Origin of the sequence: Streptomyces sp. NPDC091387 (assembly GCF_044756945.1) — a bacterium.
Classification (GTDB): Bacteria; Actinomycetota; Actinomycetes; order Streptomycetales; family Streptomycetaceae; genus Streptomyces.
The window spans coordinates 40,792-58,305 of the sequence record NZ_JBIVTZ010000003.1; the positions used below are offsets into that span (position 1 = coordinate 40,792).

17 protein-coding genes are annotated in these 17,514 nt (G+C 71.3%); 6 read left to right on the plus strand and 11 right to left on the minus strand.

What is annotated here, in order from left to right; all coding sequences use genetic code 11:
- Nucleotides 1-80 precede the first annotated feature (80 nt).
- On the plus strand, nt 81-2,222 hold the full coding sequence (locus ACIQM0_RS07060) for an MMPL family transporter (protein WP_401284236.1): 2,142 nt from the start codon (nt 81-83) through the stop codon (nt 2,220-2,222).
- Between the two features lie 65 nt (nt 2,223-2,287).
- On the opposite strand, the gene ACIQM0_RS07065 is transcribed toward ACIQM0_RS07060, so the two are convergent.
- The 4 genes from ACIQM0_RS07065 to ACIQM0_RS07080 form a co-directional block, all read right to left on the minus strand.
- The gene (locus ACIQM0_RS07065) at nt 2,288-2,905 is read right to left on the minus strand and encodes a winged helix-turn-helix domain-containing protein (RefSeq protein WP_401284237.1); all 618 of its coding nucleotides are present in this window, start codon (nt 2,903-2,905) and stop codon (nt 2,288-2,290) included.
- A gap of 352 nt (nt 2,906-3,257) precedes the next feature.
- A complete protein-coding gene (gene glnII, locus ACIQM0_RS07070; protein WP_401284239.1) occupies nt 3,258-4,292 on the minus strand; it encodes a glutamine synthetase in 1,035 nt (344 codons plus the stop codon).
- A gap of 144 nt (nt 4,293-4,436) precedes the next feature.
- Nucleotides 4,437-5,570, minus strand: coding sequence for an ARPP-2 domain-containing protein (locus ACIQM0_RS07075; RefSeq protein ID WP_401284241.1), 1,134 nt, complete (start codon nt 5,568-5,570; stop codon nt 4,437-4,439).
- Nucleotides 5,567-7,033 (minus strand): hypothetical protein, encoded by a 1,467-nt coding sequence (locus ACIQM0_RS07080; RefSeq protein WP_401284243.1) that lies wholly within the window; start codon nt 7,031-7,033, stop codon nt 5,567-5,569. Before ACIQM0_RS07080 ends, ACIQM0_RS07075 begins: the two co-directional genes overlap by 4 nt.
- A 211-nt stretch (nt 7,034-7,244) precedes the next feature.
- Between ACIQM0_RS07080 and ACIQM0_RS07085 the strand changes: the two genes are divergently transcribed.
- A complete protein-coding gene (locus tag ACIQM0_RS07085) occupies nt 7,245-8,153 on the plus strand; it encodes a Gfo/Idh/MocA family oxidoreductase (protein WP_363029393.1) in 909 nt (302 codons plus the stop codon).
- 79 nt (nt 8,154-8,232) lie between these two features.
- Here ACIQM0_RS07085 and ACIQM0_RS07090 read toward each other — a convergent pair whose 3' ends face one another.
- Nucleotides 8,233-8,592, minus strand: a complete 360-nt coding sequence (locus tag ACIQM0_RS07090) for an arsenate reductase family protein (protein WP_401284245.1) — start codon at nt 8,590-8,592, stop codon at nt 8,233-8,235.
- Between the two features lie 131 nt (nt 8,593-8,723).
- On the opposite strand from ACIQM0_RS07090, the gene ACIQM0_RS07095 reads away from it, so the two are divergent.
- Nucleotides 8,724-8,993 (plus strand): hypothetical protein, encoded by a 270-nt coding sequence (locus ACIQM0_RS07095; protein ID WP_401284247.1) that lies wholly within the window; start codon nt 8,724-8,726, stop codon nt 8,991-8,993.
- A 69-nt stretch (nt 8,994-9,062) separates the two neighbouring features.
- Here ACIQM0_RS07095 and ACIQM0_RS07100 read toward each other — a convergent pair whose 3' ends face one another.
- Nucleotides 9,063-9,500: a hypothetical protein gene (locus tag ACIQM0_RS07100; protein WP_401284248.1), complete on the minus strand. Its 438-nt coding sequence runs from the start codon at nt 9,498-9,500 to the stop codon at nt 9,063-9,065.
- Nucleotides 9,501-9,630: 130 nt separating this feature from the next.
- Here ACIQM0_RS07100 and ACIQM0_RS07105 point away from each other — a divergent pair, with 130 nt between their 5' ends.
- Both ACIQM0_RS07105 and ACIQM0_RS07110 read left to right on the plus strand, forming a co-directional pair.
- Nucleotides 9,631-10,116 carry a hypothetical protein gene (locus tag ACIQM0_RS07105; protein ID WP_401284250.1) on the plus strand — a complete coding sequence of 162 codons (486 nt, stop codon included), beginning with the start codon at nt 9,631-9,633 and terminating at the stop codon, nt 10,114-10,116.
- Nucleotides 10,117-10,428: 312 nt separating this feature from the next.
- Nucleotides 10,429-11,877 carry an MFS transporter gene (locus ACIQM0_RS07110; protein ID WP_401284252.1) on the plus strand — a complete coding sequence of 483 codons (1,449 nt, stop codon included), beginning with the start codon at nt 10,429-10,431 and terminating at the stop codon, nt 11,875-11,877.
- A 156-nt stretch (nt 11,878-12,033) separates the two neighbouring features.
- Here the strand turns inward: ACIQM0_RS07110 and glnA are convergent, their stop codons facing one another.
- Nucleotides 12,034-13,443, minus strand: a complete 1,410-nt coding sequence (gene glnA, locus ACIQM0_RS07115) for a type I glutamate--ammonia ligase (protein ID WP_363029404.1) — start codon at nt 13,441-13,443, stop codon at nt 12,034-12,036.
- Nucleotides 13,444-13,743: 300 nt separating this feature from the next.
- On the opposite strand from glnA, the gene ACIQM0_RS07120 reads away from it, so the two are divergent.
- The gene (locus tag ACIQM0_RS07120) at nt 13,744-14,211 is read left to right on the plus strand and encodes an RDD family protein (RefSeq protein ID WP_401284254.1); all 468 of its coding nucleotides are present in this window, start codon (nt 13,744-13,746) and stop codon (nt 14,209-14,211) included.
- Between the two features lie 128 nt (nt 14,212-14,339).
- Here ACIQM0_RS07120 and ACIQM0_RS07125 read toward each other — a convergent pair whose 3' ends face one another.
- The 4 genes from ACIQM0_RS07125 to lipB form a co-directional block, all read right to left on the minus strand.
- Nucleotides 14,340-15,050, minus strand: a complete 711-nt coding sequence (locus ACIQM0_RS07125) for a DUF4191 domain-containing protein (RefSeq protein ID WP_401284256.1) — start codon at nt 15,048-15,050, stop codon at nt 14,340-14,342.
- Between the two features lie 19 nt (nt 15,051-15,069).
- Nucleotides 15,070-15,270: a hypothetical protein gene (locus ACIQM0_RS07130; protein ID WP_123470220.1), complete on the minus strand. Its 201-nt coding sequence runs from the start codon at nt 15,268-15,270 to the stop codon at nt 15,070-15,072.
- A gap of 297 nt (nt 15,271-15,567) precedes the next feature.
- Nucleotides 15,568-16,551 (minus strand): lipoyl synthase, encoded by a 984-nt coding sequence (gene lipA / locus ACIQM0_RS07135; protein WP_401284258.1) that lies wholly within the window; start codon nt 16,549-16,551, stop codon nt 15,568-15,570.
- A 132-nt stretch (nt 16,552-16,683) separates the two neighbouring features.
- Nucleotides 16,684-17,496, minus strand: a complete 813-nt coding sequence (gene lipB / locus ACIQM0_RS07140) for a lipoyl(octanoyl) transferase LipB (protein WP_363029413.1) — start codon at nt 17,494-17,496, stop codon at nt 16,684-16,686.
- Nucleotides 17,497-17,514 lie beyond the last annotated feature (18 nt).

Below are 17,514 nucleotides of genomic sequence, written 5' to 3' on the forward strand. Positions count from 1 at the left end.
CAGCGGCTGGGGCGGCGGGCCCCGGGTTCCTAGATTCGAGGTGTCTTTTCCGACGACTGATTCCAGGGGGCGAACACGCCATGAGGCGCAATCTCGCGGCACGTATCGGTGTGTGGAGCGCACACCACCGAAAGACGGCCATTCTCGGCTGGCTGCTCTTCGTCGTGCTCGCCGCGGGCATCGGCGGTGCGTCGGGCATGGTCGAGATGACCAACGCCGAGAACGGCGCGGGCGACTCGGCACGGGCCGAGCAGATCCTCTCCGACGCCGGCCTCAGCCACCGGGCGGGCGAACTGGTCATGGTCTCGTCGGCCGAGCCGGACGGCTGGCGGACCGCGGCGCGGGAGCTGACCGCCGCCCTCGGGAAGACCGGCGAGGTCACGGGCCTCGCGGCTCCGGTCGCCTCCAGGAACGGCAAGGACGTGCTGATCACCTTCGAGATGAGGGGGGACGCCGCCACCGCGTCCGACCGGGTGCAGCCCGTCCTGGACGCCGTCGACAGCGTCCAGAAGGAACAGACCGACGTCACGGTCCAGCAGTTCGGTGACGCCAGCGCCGGCAAGTGGCTCGGCGACCTGCTCTCCGACGATTTCAGGAAGGCCGAGTTCACCGCCGTACCCCTGGCCCTGGGCATCCTGCTGGTCGCCTTCGGCGCCGTCGTCGCGGCCCTGCTGCCCGTCGGCCTCGCACTGACCGCCTGCCTGGCCGCCTTCGGTCTGCTGTCGCTCGCCAGCCACCAGCTGCACCTCTTCCAGACCACGTACTCCGTGATGTTCCTGATGGGCTTCGCCGTCGGCGTCGACTACTGCCTCTTCTACCTGCGGCGCGAGCGGGACGAGCGGGCGGCGGGCCGCGACGCCGAGACGGCGCTGCGGATCGCCGCGGCGACCAGCGGCCGGTCCGTCCTGGTCTCCGGGCTGACCGTCATGGTCGCGATGGCCGGCATGTTCCTGTCCGGACTGCTCCTCTTCAAGGGCTTCGCCATCGCCACGATCATCGTGGTCTTCATCGCCATGATGGGCTCCGTGACGGTACTGCCCGCACTGCTCTCCTGGCTGGGCGACCGGATCGACGCCGGACGCGTGCCCCTGCTCAACCGGCGGAGCAAGCGGGGTACGAAGAAGGAGAGCGGCCGGATCGCCGGAAAGCTGCTGCGGCCCGTGCTGTCCAGGCCGAAGCTCTTCGCCGCCGCCTCCGTCGTCGTCCTGCTCGTGCTCGCCGCGCCCGCCCTCGGGATGAAGACGGAGGAACTCGGCCTGGAGAAGCAGTTCGGCTCCCAGTCCGAACTGGCGCTCGCCTACCGGGACATCAGTGAGGCATTCCCCGGCGGACCCGCCCCGGCGCAGGTGGTCGTCGAGGCGGACGACATCGAGGCGCCCGGCGTACGCAAGGCACTCGACGGCTTCGACGAGGTGGCCGTCCACCGGGCGCGGAACGTCGCGGAGATCGAGATCCCGCTGCCGCACGGCGAGAGCGATCTGACCGAACTGCGCGAGAAGCGGCTGCCGGCCGCGTTCGACGGAACGGGCGCCCGCGCCTATGTGACAGGTGAGGTGGCCGGGTCCACGGACTTCAACGACCAGCTGAAGCGCGGCATCCTGCCCGTCTTCCTCTTCATCACCGCGGTGACCTTCCTGGTGATGCTGTTCTGCTTCCGCAGCTACGTCATCGCCGTGACCGCGATCCTGCTCAACCTGCTCTCGGTGGGCGCCGCGTACGGAGTGATGGTCGCCGTCTTCCAGCACGGCTGGGGCGCCTCGCTGATCGGCTCCGAGGGCGTCGGCGCGATCGAGTCCTGGATGCCGCTCTTCGTGCTGGTCGTCCTGTTCGGGCTCTCGATGGACTACCACGTCTTCGTGGTCTCCCGGATCCGCGAGGCCCGCGGCCGCGGCCTCTCCACCCCGGCCGCGATCGACGAGGGCATCCGGCGGACGGCGGGCGCGGTGACCGGCGCGGCCGTGATCATGGTGGCCGTGTTCGCGGTCTTCGGGACGCTCTCCATGCAGGACATGCAGCAGATGGGCGTCGGCCTGGCCGTCGCGGTCCTGCTGGACGCGACGATCGTACGGATGGTGCTGCTGCCCTCCGTGATGGCGCTGCTCGGCGAGCGGAACTGGCGGACCCCGCGCGGACTGTCCAGGCTGCCCGCCCTGGACCACAGCGAGCCGGAGCCGGAGCCCGGCCCCGCGGCGGACCCGGTGGGAACGGGGCTGCGCGGCTGACCCCGGACGGGCGAAGTGGGCCCCGGCCGCGGTACGTACCGCGGCCGGGGCCCACTCGTGTGCGATCAGGGCGCGTACTTGTACCCCACGCGCCGCACCGTCTGGATCGACCGGCGGTGCTCGGCGCCCAGCTTGCGGCGCAGCCGGGCGATGTGGACGTCGACGGTGCGCCCGTCGCCGACGTGCCCGTAGCCCCAGACCGTGGTCACCAGCTGGTCGCGGGTGTGGACCCGGTGCGGGTGCGCCACCAGGTGGGCGAGGAGCTCGAACTCCAGGTAGGTGAGGTCGAGCGTGTTCCCGTTCACCGCGGCGGTGCGCCGGACGGAGTCGATGTGCACCGGACCGGTCCCCGGGGCCTCCAGCAGCTCAGGCACCACGTACTGGGCGGCGCCGGCCGCCGCGGCGGTGAGCACCGGCTGCTGGTCGGCGGGGACGAGCACCAGATAGCCGACCATCGGCGGCCGGCCCGGCAGCGCCGGCAGGGTGTGCTGGGGCGCGGGCAGCCAGGTCGTGCCCGGCGCCAGGAACGCGGCCACGTCGGCCGGCTGGAAGACCTCGTCCGGTGCGACGGCCCGCAGCCGGTGCCGGTGGGGAGAGGGAGGACGGGTGGGGGTGGCCGCAGCGGTCGCCGGCTGCGCTGCGGTGGCAGCGGCTGCGGCGGAGAAGGTGCGAGTGTTCGCCATGGGGGTCAGCTCTTTCGCGCGGAGGAGTCGTCTGTGGACGGACTTGCTGCGTGCGCGCGGACCGAAGACCGGGGTGAGCGGCTTTAGAGGGCCAGCGCGTTCAACGCGCGGCAACACACCCGGTCGAAGTCGTGATGCTGACGGGAAGGCCAGAACGGCTCTAGGTCGCTGCGACCTGTCGAGGTGTGCTGGAAGCTGGCCATGCCCCCATTGAACCAGAGAAGGCGACCCCGCAGCAGGCCTCTCTCACCCGTCGATACGGACCCTTTGCGTTACCTTCCTCACCTCGGGCACGGCAAGAGGCGCCCACCGGCTGTGCGGTGGGCGCCTCTTGTCCGTACGTGCCGCGGGATCAGACCTGCCCGGCCTTCTCCAGCGCGGTGCAGCAGGTGTCGACGATCAGCCGGGTGACGACGTACGGGTCGACGTTGGCGTTCGGGCGGCGGTCCTCGATGTAGCCCTTGCGGTCCTGCTCGACCTGCCACGGGATGCGGACCGAGGCGCCGCGGTTGGAGACGCCGTAGCTGTACTCGTTCCACGGGGCGGTCTCGTGCAGACCGGTCAGCCGGTCGTCGATGCCCGCGCCGTAGTGCTTGACGTGGTCCATCGGCTTCGAGCCCTCGCCCAGCGACTCGCACGCGGTGATGATCGCGTCGTAGCCCTCGCGCATCGCCCGGGTGGAGAAGTTGGTGTGCGCGCCCGCGCCGTTCCAGTCGCCCTTGACCGGCTTCGGGTCGAGGGTCGCGGAGACGTTGAAGTCCTCGGCGGTGCGGTAGAGCAGCCAGCGGGCTATCCACAGGTGGTCGGAGACCTCCAGCGGGGAGACCGGACCGACCTGGAACTCCCACTGGCCGGGCATGACCTCGGCGTTGATGCCGGAGATGGCGAGGCCCGCCTTCAGACAGTTGTCGAGGTGCTTCTCGACGATCTCGCGGCCGAAGATCTCGTCGGCGCCGACACCGCAGTAGTAGCCGCCCTGCGCGGCCGGGAAGCCGCCCTCGGGGAAGCCGAGCGGCCGGTGGCCGTCGAAGAAGGTGTACTCCTGCTCGATGCCGAAGATCGGCTCCTGGCCCGCGAACTGCTCGGCGAACGGGCGCAGTCCGGCACGCGTGTTGGACTCGTGCGGGGTCATGTCGATGTGGAAGACCTCGCACAGCACCAGGACGTCGTCGCCCCCGCGGATCGGGTCCGGGCAGGTGAAGACCGGCTTCAGCACCCGGTCGGAGGCGTGGCCCTCGGCCTGGTTGGTGCTCGATCCGTCGAAGCCCCAGATGGGCAGCTCCGCCACGTCGGACGACGGGGCACCGGGCATGATCTTCGTCTTGGAACGGAGCTTGGCGGTCGGCTCGGTGCCGTCGATCCAGATGTACTCAGCCTTGAACGTCACGGAAGCCATCCTTTGGGGGTGCTGCGGGCCTATGCAGCGCAGCTTCGCAAGACGCGATTTCCCGTCCGTTGCTCTCGTGTGAACCCCGTGTTACCGAGGTTTCCCGGACAGGACGGGCCGGTCGCGAAGGCCCTTCGGGCGCCCTCAGCCGCGGGCCCTGAGCAGCGACTCGAAGCCGGCCGCCCGGATCCGCCGCACCAGCTCCTCCTCGGTCGCGCCCAGCGCCACCGCCGCACGCGGGAGGTGCCAGTCCGCGTCGGCGAGCCGGTGCAGCAGATGACCGCGCCGGATCTGCGCCTCGGACAGCCGGAACGTCTTCAGGTAGGCGACCCGCCCCTTGTGGTCGGTGACGGTCTCGCCGATGTGCTGCCCGCCCCGGTTCCGCAGGAACGGCGGCAGGAACCGCCACAGCGTGAACGTCCCCATCCGGTACACCCGGTCGAAGCCGTACGAGGAGTCCAGCAGCTCCCGCGCGAACAGCGTGTCGTGCGCCTCGCGCCACGCCCGCTCCTGCTCCCGCGCGGCCGCCCGCAGACCGGCGAGGGTGTTCAGCCCCGGCCCGTCCGCGATCCGCGCCCCGAAGGCGGGCACCGGTGCGCCGTACATCGCGTACTGGTGGACCAGCTCCCCGTACAGGTCCTGGACGAGCGACGCGTGCAGCAGGCGGTAGTCCTCCGGGTGCGGCACCACGAACGCGGCGGCGAGCGCGTCGGCCGCGTACACCATCACCCCGCACTGGCCGGGATGGATCTCGAACACCCGCAGCGCGTCGCCGAGCCCGCGCACCGACCACCCCAGGTACGCGTCCTCCGCTCGCGGCGAGAGGCCGTCGCGCAGCGCGTGGCGCGACCACTCCTCCCAGGCGGTCGACGGTCCGCCGAAGTGCAGCGAGAGATAGCCCTCCAGCGCGAGGTGCAGCGGCAGGAAGCGCAGCCGGTCGCCGGGCTGCCGCTTGGCCATCCGGTGGTGGCGGTGGCGCGGCAGCCGTACGGTCCTGGGCGGGGTCCGCCCCGCGTCACCGTCGGCCGCCAACTGCGTGCCGTACGCGGCGGTCCCGGCACCCTCGCCCGACCAGTCGGCGACGAAACCGTGCGGGATGTACGAGGTGTAGTGGGTCCGCGGCCCCACCTCCACGACCCCGCTCCCGCCGCCCGCGTACACCTCGCGGTGCAGCCGGAGCCCCTCGACGGGCCTCTCGCGCACCAGCGGCACCAGCCGGATGCCGCCCCAGACCTGCGAAGGCCGGGCGGTGAGCCCCGTCAGTTCGAGCTTGTTCACAGCGGGTCCCCTTCCCGGCCGGCCGTCACGAACCGGGCGACCTGCCGGTCCAGGTACGAGTGGAGTGCGGCGGGTCCGGTCCGGCCCTCGGAGAACTGAGCGATCCCCACCAGGGCCGGCAGGTCCTCCGCGTCCCGGATACCGGCCGTCGGCACCCCCGGGGAGAGCCGCCGGACGTCGAAACCGTCCGCGTCGTATACAGGGTTCACATGGACCACCGCCGTACGCCGGTCCGGATCGAGCCTGGTCCGCCACACCCGCAGCACCTCGCCCGCGAGCCCGGGAGGCGCGTTGTCCCAGCCGTCCGAGACGATGACCAGCCGGTCGGGGCCGTACTCCAGGGCGTCCAGCACCCGGCTGCCGAGCGGCGTCGGCCCCCGGGGCACGACCAGCAGCGGATCGTCGGCGCCGGTCGTCCACAGCGGGGTGTACGCGCCCGGCGCGGCCAGCGCCTCCAGCAGGAAGTGGCAGGCCAGCGCCACGGCGAGCGGCCGGCGCCGCTTCTCGCCCGAACCGGACGACGAGTAGCTGTCGTCCAGCACGGCGGCGACCCGCCCCCAGCCCCCGGCGTGCGGACCCGCCGCGCGACGGGCCGCGGTGCGCAGGGCCGAGGTCAGCTCCTCGCGGTGACGGCTGCGCGGCTCCAGGGGGAACGTCAGGACGTACAGGGCGAGCCGGGTCAGCGGCATCACGGTCAGATCGACACCCGCCGGCAGCTCCCGCGGAGCGGCCGTACCGCGCTGCCCCTGGGTGCGTAGCCGCTCCAGCCGGGTCATCCGGGGCGCCATCCGCTCCAGGAACGCCTCCCGCTTCATGCCGTGCCGGGCCGCGAAGCCCTCGGCGACGGTGAAGGGGAGTTCGTCGACGGCGCCCTGCTCGTAATGGGCGCGCCGCCAGGCGTCGAGCAGCCGGTGCCGGTAGCGGGGCAGCTTCCCGGGCCGGAAGAGGAAGTCCCCCAACTCACCGCTACCGCTGCCGTCGAGCCGGAGGTGTGCGTGGCGGGCCGTGTTCTTCAGCCCCGCGCGGTACTTCACCGCGTCGTGCGCCGGATCGGGCCGCGCGGCCAGCCAGTCGCGCATGATCGCGCGGGTGCGCCGGTTGTTGACCTTGGCCGCGCGCAGCCCCCGGAACAGCCGGTACACCCGCTGCGGCGGCAGCTTCGCCAGCCGCGCGGCGATCAGCCGGCCCTCGGTGCGCTTCTCCTGCGCGGTGGCCTCGCCGGCGTACTCCAGGAGCCCCCGCACGATGCGCACCGCGTTGTGGTCGTTGATGCCGAGGGCGAGCGAGGCGGCGTACACCCGGCGGTAGTTGACCCGGACATAGGCGTGCAGGAAGTCCAGCGAGAGCTGCTGCCGGTCCGCCCCCGAGTGGAACTCGCGCTGCCCGGTCGCGGTGATCGCGGCATTGACGAAGAGGAGCACGTCCTCGGCGGCGACAAGGTCGGCAAAGGTCTCGGTCGTCATGATGAATCCCCCGTGGTGTTCCGCGAGGCGGTACGCGCAAGCGGAAGCCGGCCGGGGAATGGGGGCGCGAGCAGCGAAATATTTGCTTTACAGGCAAGTCCCGGAAGTCGCACCGGAGTCCCGCGGCCGGCGCCGCCAACGTAACCGTCCGGCCGGGGCCCCCGCCACCGCATTCGTTCGGGACCCCGGCCGCACCGGGCACACTTGCCCCATGACGACACCCGCGACCCCCCTGCGTATCGGCCTGGCCGGTACCGGCCCCTGGGCCCGCAGAACCCAGGCCCCCGCCATCGCCGCGCACCCCGGCGCCGTGCTGAGCGGGGTGTGGGGCCGCCGGGCCGAGGCCGCGCAGGAGCTGGCCGCCGCCCATGGCACCACCGCGTACACCGGTGATGCGGGACTCGACGAGCTCTTCGCCGCGAGCGACGCCGTCGCGTTCGCCCTGCCGCCGGACGTGCAGGCCCCGCTCGCCGCCCGCGCCGCGGCGGCGGGCTGCCACCTGCTGATGGACAAGCCCGTCGCCACGAGCGTCGCGGCCGCCCGCGAGGTGGCCGAGGCCGCGGAGCGGGCCCGGGTCGCCTCCATCGTCTTCTGCACGCTGCGGTTCGCCCCGGAGACCTCCGCCTGGATCGCCGAACAGAACGCGGTGGGCGGCTGGTTCACCGCGCACGCCCACTGGATCGGCGCCCTGTGGGCCCCCGGCGTGGACAGCGAGTTCGCCGCGTCCCCGTGGCGCCACGAGAAGGGCGGCCTCTGGGACGTCGGCCCGCACGCGCTCTCCGTCCTCATCCCGGTGCTCGGCGACGTGACCCGGCTGACCGCGGCCCGCGGCCCCGCCGACACCCACCACCTCATTCTCCGCCACGCCTCCGGAGCCTCCAGCACGGTGACGCTCACGCTGGCCGCCCCGGTGGCGGCGACCGGGGTGGAGGTCGAGCTGAGGGGCGAGCACGGGACCGTGGGGCTGCCCCGGTGGGACGGCGCCGTCGGTGCCTTCCGGGCGGCGGTGGACGCGCTGATCGAGTCGGTGCGCACGGGTGAGGCGCACCCCTGCGACGTACGGTTCGGGCTCCGGCTGACGGAACTGCTCGCGGAGGCCGAGGCGCAGGCGGGGGAGTAGCGGACGGGGAGCGACAGACGGGACGCCATGAGTCGCGGCGCCCGGCCGGTCGCAGGGCCCCGGCGACCGCACCCCGGGCTCAGCGACGCATGGCGTCCCGTACCGCCTCGTCCGTGCGCGCGACCACGGCCGTGCCGTCCCCGGCCGTGATGATCGGCCGCTGGATCAGCGTCGGGTGCGCGGCGAGCGCGCTGATCCACCGCTCCCGCGCATCCGCCTCGCGCGGCCACTCCTTGAGCCCCAGCTCCTTCGCGTCCGCCTCCTGCGTCCGTGTGATGTCCCACGGCTCCAGCCCGAGCCGGTCGAGCACGGCCCGGATCTCGTCCGGTGACGGCACGTCCTCCAGGTAACGGCGGACCGTGTAGTCGGCGCCCTCCGCGTCGAGCAGCCGCACCGCGCCACGGCACTTGGAACAGGCGGGATTGATCCAGATCTCCATGGGGCCAACGGTACGGGATGGACCCGCGAAAACCCCTCTGGCCAGGGGCGATTGTCAGTGCGGGGCAGTAAAATGGGGGTAGTTCGTGAGCGTTCCACAGCGTTCCGCCACCGCGCGCCAGGAGGTTGCCCATGGCCGTTGCCGCCGTCACGACCAAGCCGCTCCACAAGCCCCTGCGGAAGAAGCCGCTCCCCGCCGGCCGCCCCCGTGAGTGGTACGTCACCCACAACCGCCGACTGAAGGCGATGCGCCTGTCGATCGCCCTGCTCGACACGGGAGTTCACCACCCGTCGAGCGCGAGCAACGCCCGGATACGTACCACCGCCGAGCTGCTCGGCATCCACCCGCCGTCCGACACCACCTGCCGTATGGTCCGCGCGCTCATCCGCTACGGCCGCTGACCGCCGGCCACCGGTCCGACGACTGCGCCCCCGGGTGATCCGGGGGCGCAGCCGCGTCTCCGTGCCCGTTCAGTACCCGTCGCAGGTGGCGGTGGCGAAGGCGCCGGAGGCCCGGTCGGTCCGCCGGGTGATGTCGTCCACCGTCACGGAGCAGGCGACGTCGCCGCCGGACCTGCCGAGGCTGACGACGAACGAGCCGCCGTTCATGAACCCCCTGGTCTCCAGCTCCCCGGCCCACGGCAGGGTCTGCAGGGTCAGCCGCCCGGTCGACAGGGCCTCGCCCTGCCAGGTGCTGTAGGTGAGGGTGACGTCCCTGGCGGTGCCGGTGACCTCGTACCTGATCCGCAGTCTCTGCGAGCTCTGCTCGGAGAGCCCGTGGGCCAGCACCGCGGAGACGGCGCCCGCGGCCAGGGCCAGGAGCACGACGGCCATCAGCAGCACCCACGGCCAGAACCGCCGCCGAGGCTGCGGCCCGGCCGGTCCGTCGTCGGTCGGCTGCTCGCTCATGCCACCACCCTCCACGCTCCGGCCCCGCCCCGCGACCCCGCCTCCTGCCTCACCCGTCCGGCCCGCACCGCATGCGCCCCCACCTGCCGCCGCCTTGACTTGGGGCGATGGACGACCGCTGGGAGGCGCGATGACCGGGCGAGGCGTACGGGGCGCGGGTGCCGTGCTGGTGGCGGTCGTCGTGGCGGCGACGGCGACGGCGTGCTCGGACGACGGGGGCAGCGCGTCCGGCACCGCGTCCAAGGCGGCCTCTGCGGCCTCCTCCCTGGCGTCCAGGGGCGCCGACGCGGTCGCCTCGGCGACGGCCGCCGCCCGGGACGAGCTGAACAGCTTCAAGGACGGCGTGAACGCGGGCGGCGACGTCAAGGCGGGCGCGGCGACCACCGACAAGGACGGCCGCGCCACCTCCAGGGTCACGGTGCACAACGGCACCGACTCGAAGCAGTCCTACGCGGTGCAGATCAACTTCCGCGATCCGAGCGGCAATCTGCTCGACACGGTCGTGGTGACGGTCGACGACGTCCCCGCCAAGGGCACCAAGGACGCCGACGCCCGCAGCAACCGCAAGCTCGACGGCGACGTCAAGGCCGAGGTGGGCAGGGCGCTGCGGCACTGACCGCGAAGGACCTCGCCGGACGCCCGGACGTCGGCGGGGCCGACGTGTTCCCCGGCTGCGGCCCCACGCGGACCGGACCGATGCAACCGGGAACGGGCGTGGCGTCGCGGCTTCCCAAGTCCCCTGTCCCGCAGGCGAATCGGAGCGGCACGCAGTCCACGGCGCAGTCGATGACGTACGAGCGCGCGCTCCCGGACGGGGGCAGGGGTGGAGCCGCCGGCAAGACGGGGCCTCTGGCATCAGTCGATACGGGTGGGGGGTATAGTCCCGACTCAAGGAAACATACCCCCCCTAGGTATCGGAGAACTTGCTGTGTCAATCCCGGACGCCCCACCCGGTCGACGCCGCTGGACGGCGCTCGTCCTCATCGCGCTGGCCCAGTTCGCAGTCATCATGGACACGTCCATCATTGGGGTGGCTCTTCCCGAGATGCAGGGTGACCTGGGCTTCTCCCAGGAGAACCTGTCCTGGGTGTTCAACGCCTACGTCATTGCCTTCGGCGGACTCCTCCTGCTCGGCGGGCGGCTGTCCGACCTGTTCGGCGCCAAGCGGATCTTCGTCGCAGGGTGGACGGTGCTGGCCGCGGGGTCCCTGGTCGCCGGCCTCGCCTCCGAGGTCTGGGTCGAGCTGACCGGCCGCGCCCTGCAGGGCGTCGGTGCCGCGCTGATCGCCCCGTCCGCCCTGACCCTGCTGATGATGCTCTTCGGCGCCCGCCCCAAGGAGCTGACCAAGGCACTGGCTCTGTACGGCGCGGCGGCTCCGGCGGGCGGCACCGCCGGTGCCTTCCTCGGCGGCGTGATCACCGAGTACGCCAGCTGGCCCTGGGTGTTCTACATCAACATCCCGATCGCCCTGGCCGTGCTGGCCGTCACCCCGGCCGTCATGCCCTCGGCCCCGGTTCGCCGCGGCTCCGTCGATCTCGCGGGAGCGGCCACCGTCACCGCGGGACTGGCCACCGCCGTCTACGCCATCGTCCGCGCCCCCGAAACCGGTTGGGGCTCAGCCAGTACCTGGCTCGTACTGCTGGCCGGCCTGGCCCTGATCGCCGCGTTCGTCGCCATCCAGTCCAAGCGCCGCGAGCCGCTGATGCGGCTGGGCATCTGGCGGGCCCGCAACCTGGCCGGGGCGAACATCGCGCAGCTGCTGATGGCCGCCGCGTGGATCCCGATGTGGTTCTTCCTCAACCTCTACCTCCAGCAGGTGCTGGGGCTGGGCGCCTTCGCCTCCGGCGCGGCCCTGCTGCCCATGACGGTCGCCACCATGATCATGATGGTCGTCCTGGCCCCCAGGCTGATCGCCCGCTTCGGGACCAAGCCCCTGATCGTCATCGGCCTGCTGTCCCTCGCGGCAGGCATGCTGTGGCTGTCCTTCGCCCGGGTGGACGGCACCTTCTGGGTCGACGTCCTGCCCGCCTCCCTGCTGGCCGCGGCCGGCATGTCGCTGGCCTTCATACCCTCCCTCGGCACCGCACTGTCCAGCGCGCGCCCCGAAGAGGGCGGCCTGGCCTCCGGCATCGTCAACACCAGCTACCAGGTCGGCTCCGCCCTCGGCCTGGCCGCGATGACGGCCGTGGCCGCGGGGTACGGCGCCAACGAACTCGGCGACCCCGACGCGCTCACCAACGGCTTCTCCGCCGCCTTCCTCGGCGCGGCGGCTCTCGCCGCCGTCGGCGGACTCGCGTCACTGCTCACCCTGCGCACCGCCCCCGCGCCGGAATCCGCTCACCGCGAGGAGCGGCCCGCGAAGGCGGACGCGGCCTGAGCCCGCCGGAACGCCAGTGAGGGCCGCTTCCCCGGTCACGGGGAGCGGCCCTCACTGGCGTTGCCGGCATTTCTGAGATCGTGTCAGCGAATCGGCCGCGTGGTGCACACCCGGTGCACCTCGGCACGGATACCGACCGGTGACAGACCCTGCTGCCTAGAGGTCGAAGTACAGCTCGAACTCGTGCGGGTGCGGGCGCAGCTGGATCGGGGCGATCTCGTTCGTGCGCTTGAAGTCGATCCACGTCTCGATCAGGTCGGGCGTGAAGACGCCGCCCGCGAGGAGGTACTCGTGGTCCGCCTCAAGGGCTTCGAGGACGGCCGGGAGGGACGTCGGGACCTGCTGGACGTTGGCGTGCTCCTCGGGAGCCAGCTCGTAGAGGTCCTTGTCGATCGGCTCCGGCGGCTCGATCTTGTTCTTCACGCCGTCCAGGCCGGCCATCAGGAGGGCCGAGAAGGCGAGGTACGGGTTGGACGACGGGTCCGGCGCGCGGAACTCGACGCGCTTGGCCTTCGGGTTGGAGCCCGTGATCGGGATGCGCATCGCGGCGGAGCGGTTGCGCTGCGAGTACACCATGTTGACCGGGGCCTCGAAGCCGGGGACCAGGCGGTGGTAGGAGTTCACCGTCGGGTTGGTGAACGCCAGCAGCGACGGGGCGTGCTTCAGGATGCCGCCGATGTAGTAGCGCGCCATGTCCGAGAGGCCCGCGTAGCCCTGCTCGTCGTAGAACAGCGGGTCGCCGCCGGCCCACAGGGACTGGTGGACGTGCATGCCCGAGCCGTTGTCGCCGAAGATCGGCTTCGGCATGAAGGTCGCGGTCTTGCCGTTGCGCCAGGCGACGTTCTTCACGATGTACTTGAAGAGCATCAGGTCGTCGGCCGCGGCGAGCAGCGTGTTGAACTTGTAGTTGATCTCGGCCTGGCCGGCGGTGCCGACCTCGTGGTGCTGGCGCTCGACCTGGAGGCCGTTCTTGTCCAGCTCCAGGGAGATCTCGGCACGCAGGTCGGCGAAGTGGTCCACCGGCGGGGTCGGGAAGTAGCCGCCCTTGTAGCGGACCTTGTAGCCGCGGTTGTTGTCCTCGGACCCGGTGTTCCAGGCGCCGGCCTCGGAGTCGATGTGGTAGAAGCTCTCGTTCGCCGACGTCTGGAAGCGGACGTTGTCGAAGACGTAGAACTCGGCCTCGGGACCGAAGTACGCGGTGTCGGCGAAGCCGGTGGAGGCCAGGTACGCCTCGGCCTTCTTGGCCACGTTCCGCGGGTCACGGCTGTACTGCTCGCCGGTGATCGGGTCGTGGATGAAGAAGTTGATGTTGACGGTCTTGTCGCGGCGGAAGGGGTCGACGCGGGCGGTCGACAGGTCCGCGCGGAGCGCCATGTCGGACTCGTGGATGGCCTGGAAGCCGCGGATCGACGAGCCGTCGAAGGCGAGCTCCTCGGTCGGGTCGAAGACCGCCGCCGGGATGGTGAAGTGCTGCATCACACCGGGCAGGTCGCAGAACCGGACGTCGATGAACTTGACGTCTTCGTCGGCGATGTACTTCTTCACGTCGTCGGCGTTCTGGAACATCCAACTCCTCCTACTCCCGGCCCGGGGCGGGACGGGGTTGCAGCTCGTTGTGCGGCCAGTGCGGTGGCACACGCTGGACCCGACCATAGGCAGACCGGATTTCTCAAGCATGACCCATTTGTTTCGCAGAAGTTAACCGGGGCGGGTGTGAGCGGCGCCTCGTAGCCCTACGGCTACCGGTTCCGGGCGGGTTCCGGGCCGGTTTCCGGGCCGTGTCCCGAGTGGTGCCGGAGCGGTCTCCAGAGGCGGCCGCCGCACCCGCCCGGCAGGGGGCCGGGGCGGGCGCAGTACCGTGGTCGGGTGGACAACAGGCAAGCAATCGGATCGTGGCTCTCCGGGCCGCGTGCGGCAGCCGAGGACATGGGCGCCGACTTCGGGTACCGGGGCAAGCGGCTCGGGCTTCCCGAGCAGGGGCCGGGGGCCGTCGCGCCGCTCGGCCGCCGCTTCGGCGCGATCTTCGTCGACTGGGCCCTGTGCATGCTGATCGCATACGGGCTGTTCGCTCGCGGTGACCAGCAGGCGGCCGGCAACTGGGCGGTGGGGATCTTCCTCGTGCTGAGCGTGCTGACCGTCGGCACCATCGGCTGCACGCCCGGCAAGCGCCTCCTGGGCATCAGGGTCGTCGCCGAGGGCGGCGGACGGCTGGGTCTCGGGAAGGTGCTGGTGCGCAGCGTGCTGCTGTGCCTGGTGATCCCGGCCCTGGTCTGGGACCGTGACGGCCGGGGCCTGCACGACCGGCTGGCCCGAGCCGTGCAGATCCGTATCTGAGCCCGGACGCGTCCGGGTGCCCGTGACGCCGCGGATTGGGGCGTCCGGCGGCTGAGACGGCATACGAAGAGGGCGGGCCGCGAACCAGGAGTTCGTGACCCGCCCTCTTCGTGTGCCGTCTCCGTGCGTCAGCGCATCTTTCCGCCGCGCGGCATCCGCATACCCTTCGGCATCGGGCCCTTCGGCAGCGGCATGTTGCTCATCAGGTCGCCCATCGCGCGCAGCCGGTCGTTCGCGGCGGTCACCTGGGGGCCGGTCAGGACGCGCGGCAGCTTCAGCATCTTGGTGCGCACCTTCTTGAGCGGCACCTGACCCTCGTCGTTGCCGACGATGATGTCGTGCACGGGTACGTCGACCACGATGCGGGCCATCTTCTTCTTCTCGGCCGCGAGCAGGGTCTTCACCCGGTTCGGGTTGCCCTCGCCCACCAGCACGATGCCCGCCTTGCCCACGGCACGGTGGACGACGTCCTGGTTGCGGTTCATCGCGACCGCGGGGGTCGTGGACCAGCCGCGGCCCACACGGTCCAGCACCGCCGCCGCAGCGCCCGGCTGGCCCTCCATCTGCCCGAAGGCGGCCCGCTCGGCACGCCGTCCGAAGACGATCACCATCGCGAGGAGGGCGAGCACGAAGCCCAGGATGCCCACGTAGATCGGGTGGTTGATCAAGAAACCGATCGCGAGGAGGACACCGAAGGTGACGATTCCCACACCCGCGACGACAAGACCGATCTTGGTGTCGGTCCGCCTGGTCATCTTGTAGGTCAGAGCGATCTGCTTGAGTCGCCCCGCGTTCTCGGCGCTGTCCGCGCCTTCAGTGGATTTTGCCTTCCTCGCCATGCAAGGAAGTTTACGTGGCCTAAGAACGGTGCTCGGCCACGGCCTCCAGTACGTACTCGGACTCGACCCGGTCCTTGGCCCGGCGGCGGTCCTCCAGGACCGCCGTCCAGGCGTTGCGGCGGGCGGTGCGCTGGCCGCTGCTCAGCAGCAGCGACTCGACGGCGCGGAGGGCGTTGGTGACGGTCGGAATGGCGGTGGCGCGTACCGGCGCGGCCTGCATCGTGGAAGTCCCCTCGGAACGGATGCGCGGACTGAGCGGCGCTCAGTGGGCGGACTGTGTTGCGCGGACTGGATACGGAAGCGGCGGGGCCAGCGGCCGGGAGGGCCACTGTGCGCTGCGTGCATCCAGGGTCATTGCTCGGTGTTACCAGCGCATGACCGGTCGGTCAAACACCAATGAAACCTTGATATGAGCTGCGCGCACGTCGGCGCGGCCCATCCGCGCCTCCGACCTGCGAGGAGTGGACGGGCCGCGCCGCATCTGCTGTTACTGCTCAGTAACTTCTTGTGCTCGGTTTCACACGGACGCCTGCTGCGCGGCCGGTGCCGCGGCGGAGGCCGCACCACGCCGCTCGACCGCCTGCTGGAAGAGCCGGCCGGCGCGGTACGAGGAACGGACCAGCGGTCCGGACATCACACCGGAGTAGCCGATCGCGTCGGCCTCGTCCTTGAGCTCGACGAACTCGTGCGGCTTCACCCAGCGCTCGACGGGGTGGTGGCGCGGCGTCGGCCGCAGGTACTGCGTGATCGTGATGAGCTCGCAACCCGCGTCGTGCAGGTCCCGGAGTGCCTGGCTGACTTCCTCGCGGGTCTCGCCCATGCCGAGGATCAGGTTGGACTTGGTCACCAGGCCGGCCTCGCGGGCCCGCGTGATGACCTCCAGGGAGCGCTCGTACCGGAAGCCGGGACGGATCCGCTTGAAGATCCGCGGCACCGTCTCCACGTTGTGCCCCAGTACCTCGGGGCGCGAGGAGAAGACCTCGGCGAGCTGCCCGGGCTCGGCGTTGAAGTCGGGGATCAGCAGCTCGACCTTGGTCTGGCCGGCCGCGCGCTCCGCCGTCTGCGCGTGGATCTGGCGCACGGTCTCCGCGTACAGCCAGGAGCCGCCGTCCTCCAGGTCGTCGCGGGCGACGCCGGTGATGGTGGCGTAGTTCAGGTCCATCGTGACGACGGACTCACCGACGCGGCGGGGCTCGTCCCGGTCCAGCGCCTGCGGCTTGCCCGTGTCGATCTGGCAGAAGTCACAGCGCCTCGTGCACTGGTCGCCGCCGATGAGGAACGTGGCCTCGCGGTCCTCCCAGCACTCGAAGATGTTGGGGCAGCCCGCCTCCTGGCACACCGTGTGCAGACCCTCGCTCTTCACGAGCTTCTGCAACTGGTTGTACTCGGGGCCCATCTTCGCCCGGGTTTTGATCCACTCGGGCTTCCGCTCGATGGGGGTCTGGCTGTTCCGGACCTCGAGGCGCAGCATCTTGCGCCCGTCGGGTGCGACAGCGGACACTCCGGCACTCCCCTTTGCTTTCACTGCATTGGATTCTTCGGCGAACACCAGGGTACGCCCGTAGTTCATACGGCTTTACGTCTGCCCAACCTGTGGCCGGCAGGGGCTATTCCCGGAGCGGTGCTCCGAGCGTCACGCCGTGGCCACGGCATCGGCCGCCCGCTCGATGGTGCGCGGGGCGAGCTCGGCGTGCTCCAGGACGTCCCTGAGGTGCTTCTCGACGACCGGGAGCACGTCCGCGATCGTGAGGTCGCGGCCCAGCTCGTACGCGAGCGAGGTGACGCCCGCGTCCCGGATCCCGCAGGGCACGATCCGGTCGAACGAGGTGTTGTCCGGGTTCACGTTGAGCGCGAAACCGTGCATCGTCACGCCCTTGGCGACCCGGATGCCGATCGCGGCCAGCTTGCGGTCCTCGCGGCGCTGGCCGGCGTTGGACGGGGCGTACTCGGGGCCGTTCAGCCGGGCGTCGAACTCCTCGTCCCGGAGCCGCGGGTCGAAGTCGAGCGAGAGGCCGCCGATCGCCGGACGCTCCTCGACCGGGTCACCGAGCACCCAGACGCCGCTGCGGCCCTCGACCCGGCTGGTCTCCACGCCGAACTCGGCCGCCGTACGGATCAGCGCCTCCTCCAGGCGGCGGACGTGCGCGACGACGTCCACCGGGCGCGGCAGCTTCTGGATCGGGTAGCCGACCAGCTGACCCGGTCCGTGCCAGGTGATCTTGCCGCCGCGGTCCACGTCGATGACCGGCGTGCCGTCCAGGGGGCGCTCGCTGTCGGCCGTGCGCCGGCCCGCCGTGTAGACGGGCGGGTGCTCCAGCAGCAGGCAGGTGTCGGGGACGGTGTCCTCGAACCGCGCCGCGTGCACCTCGCGCTGCTTCTGCCAGGCCTCCTGGTAGTCGACGGCTTCCTCGCCGAATCCCAGACGGACGAACCGAAGCTCAGTCACGGCAGCAGCCTTTCTTCT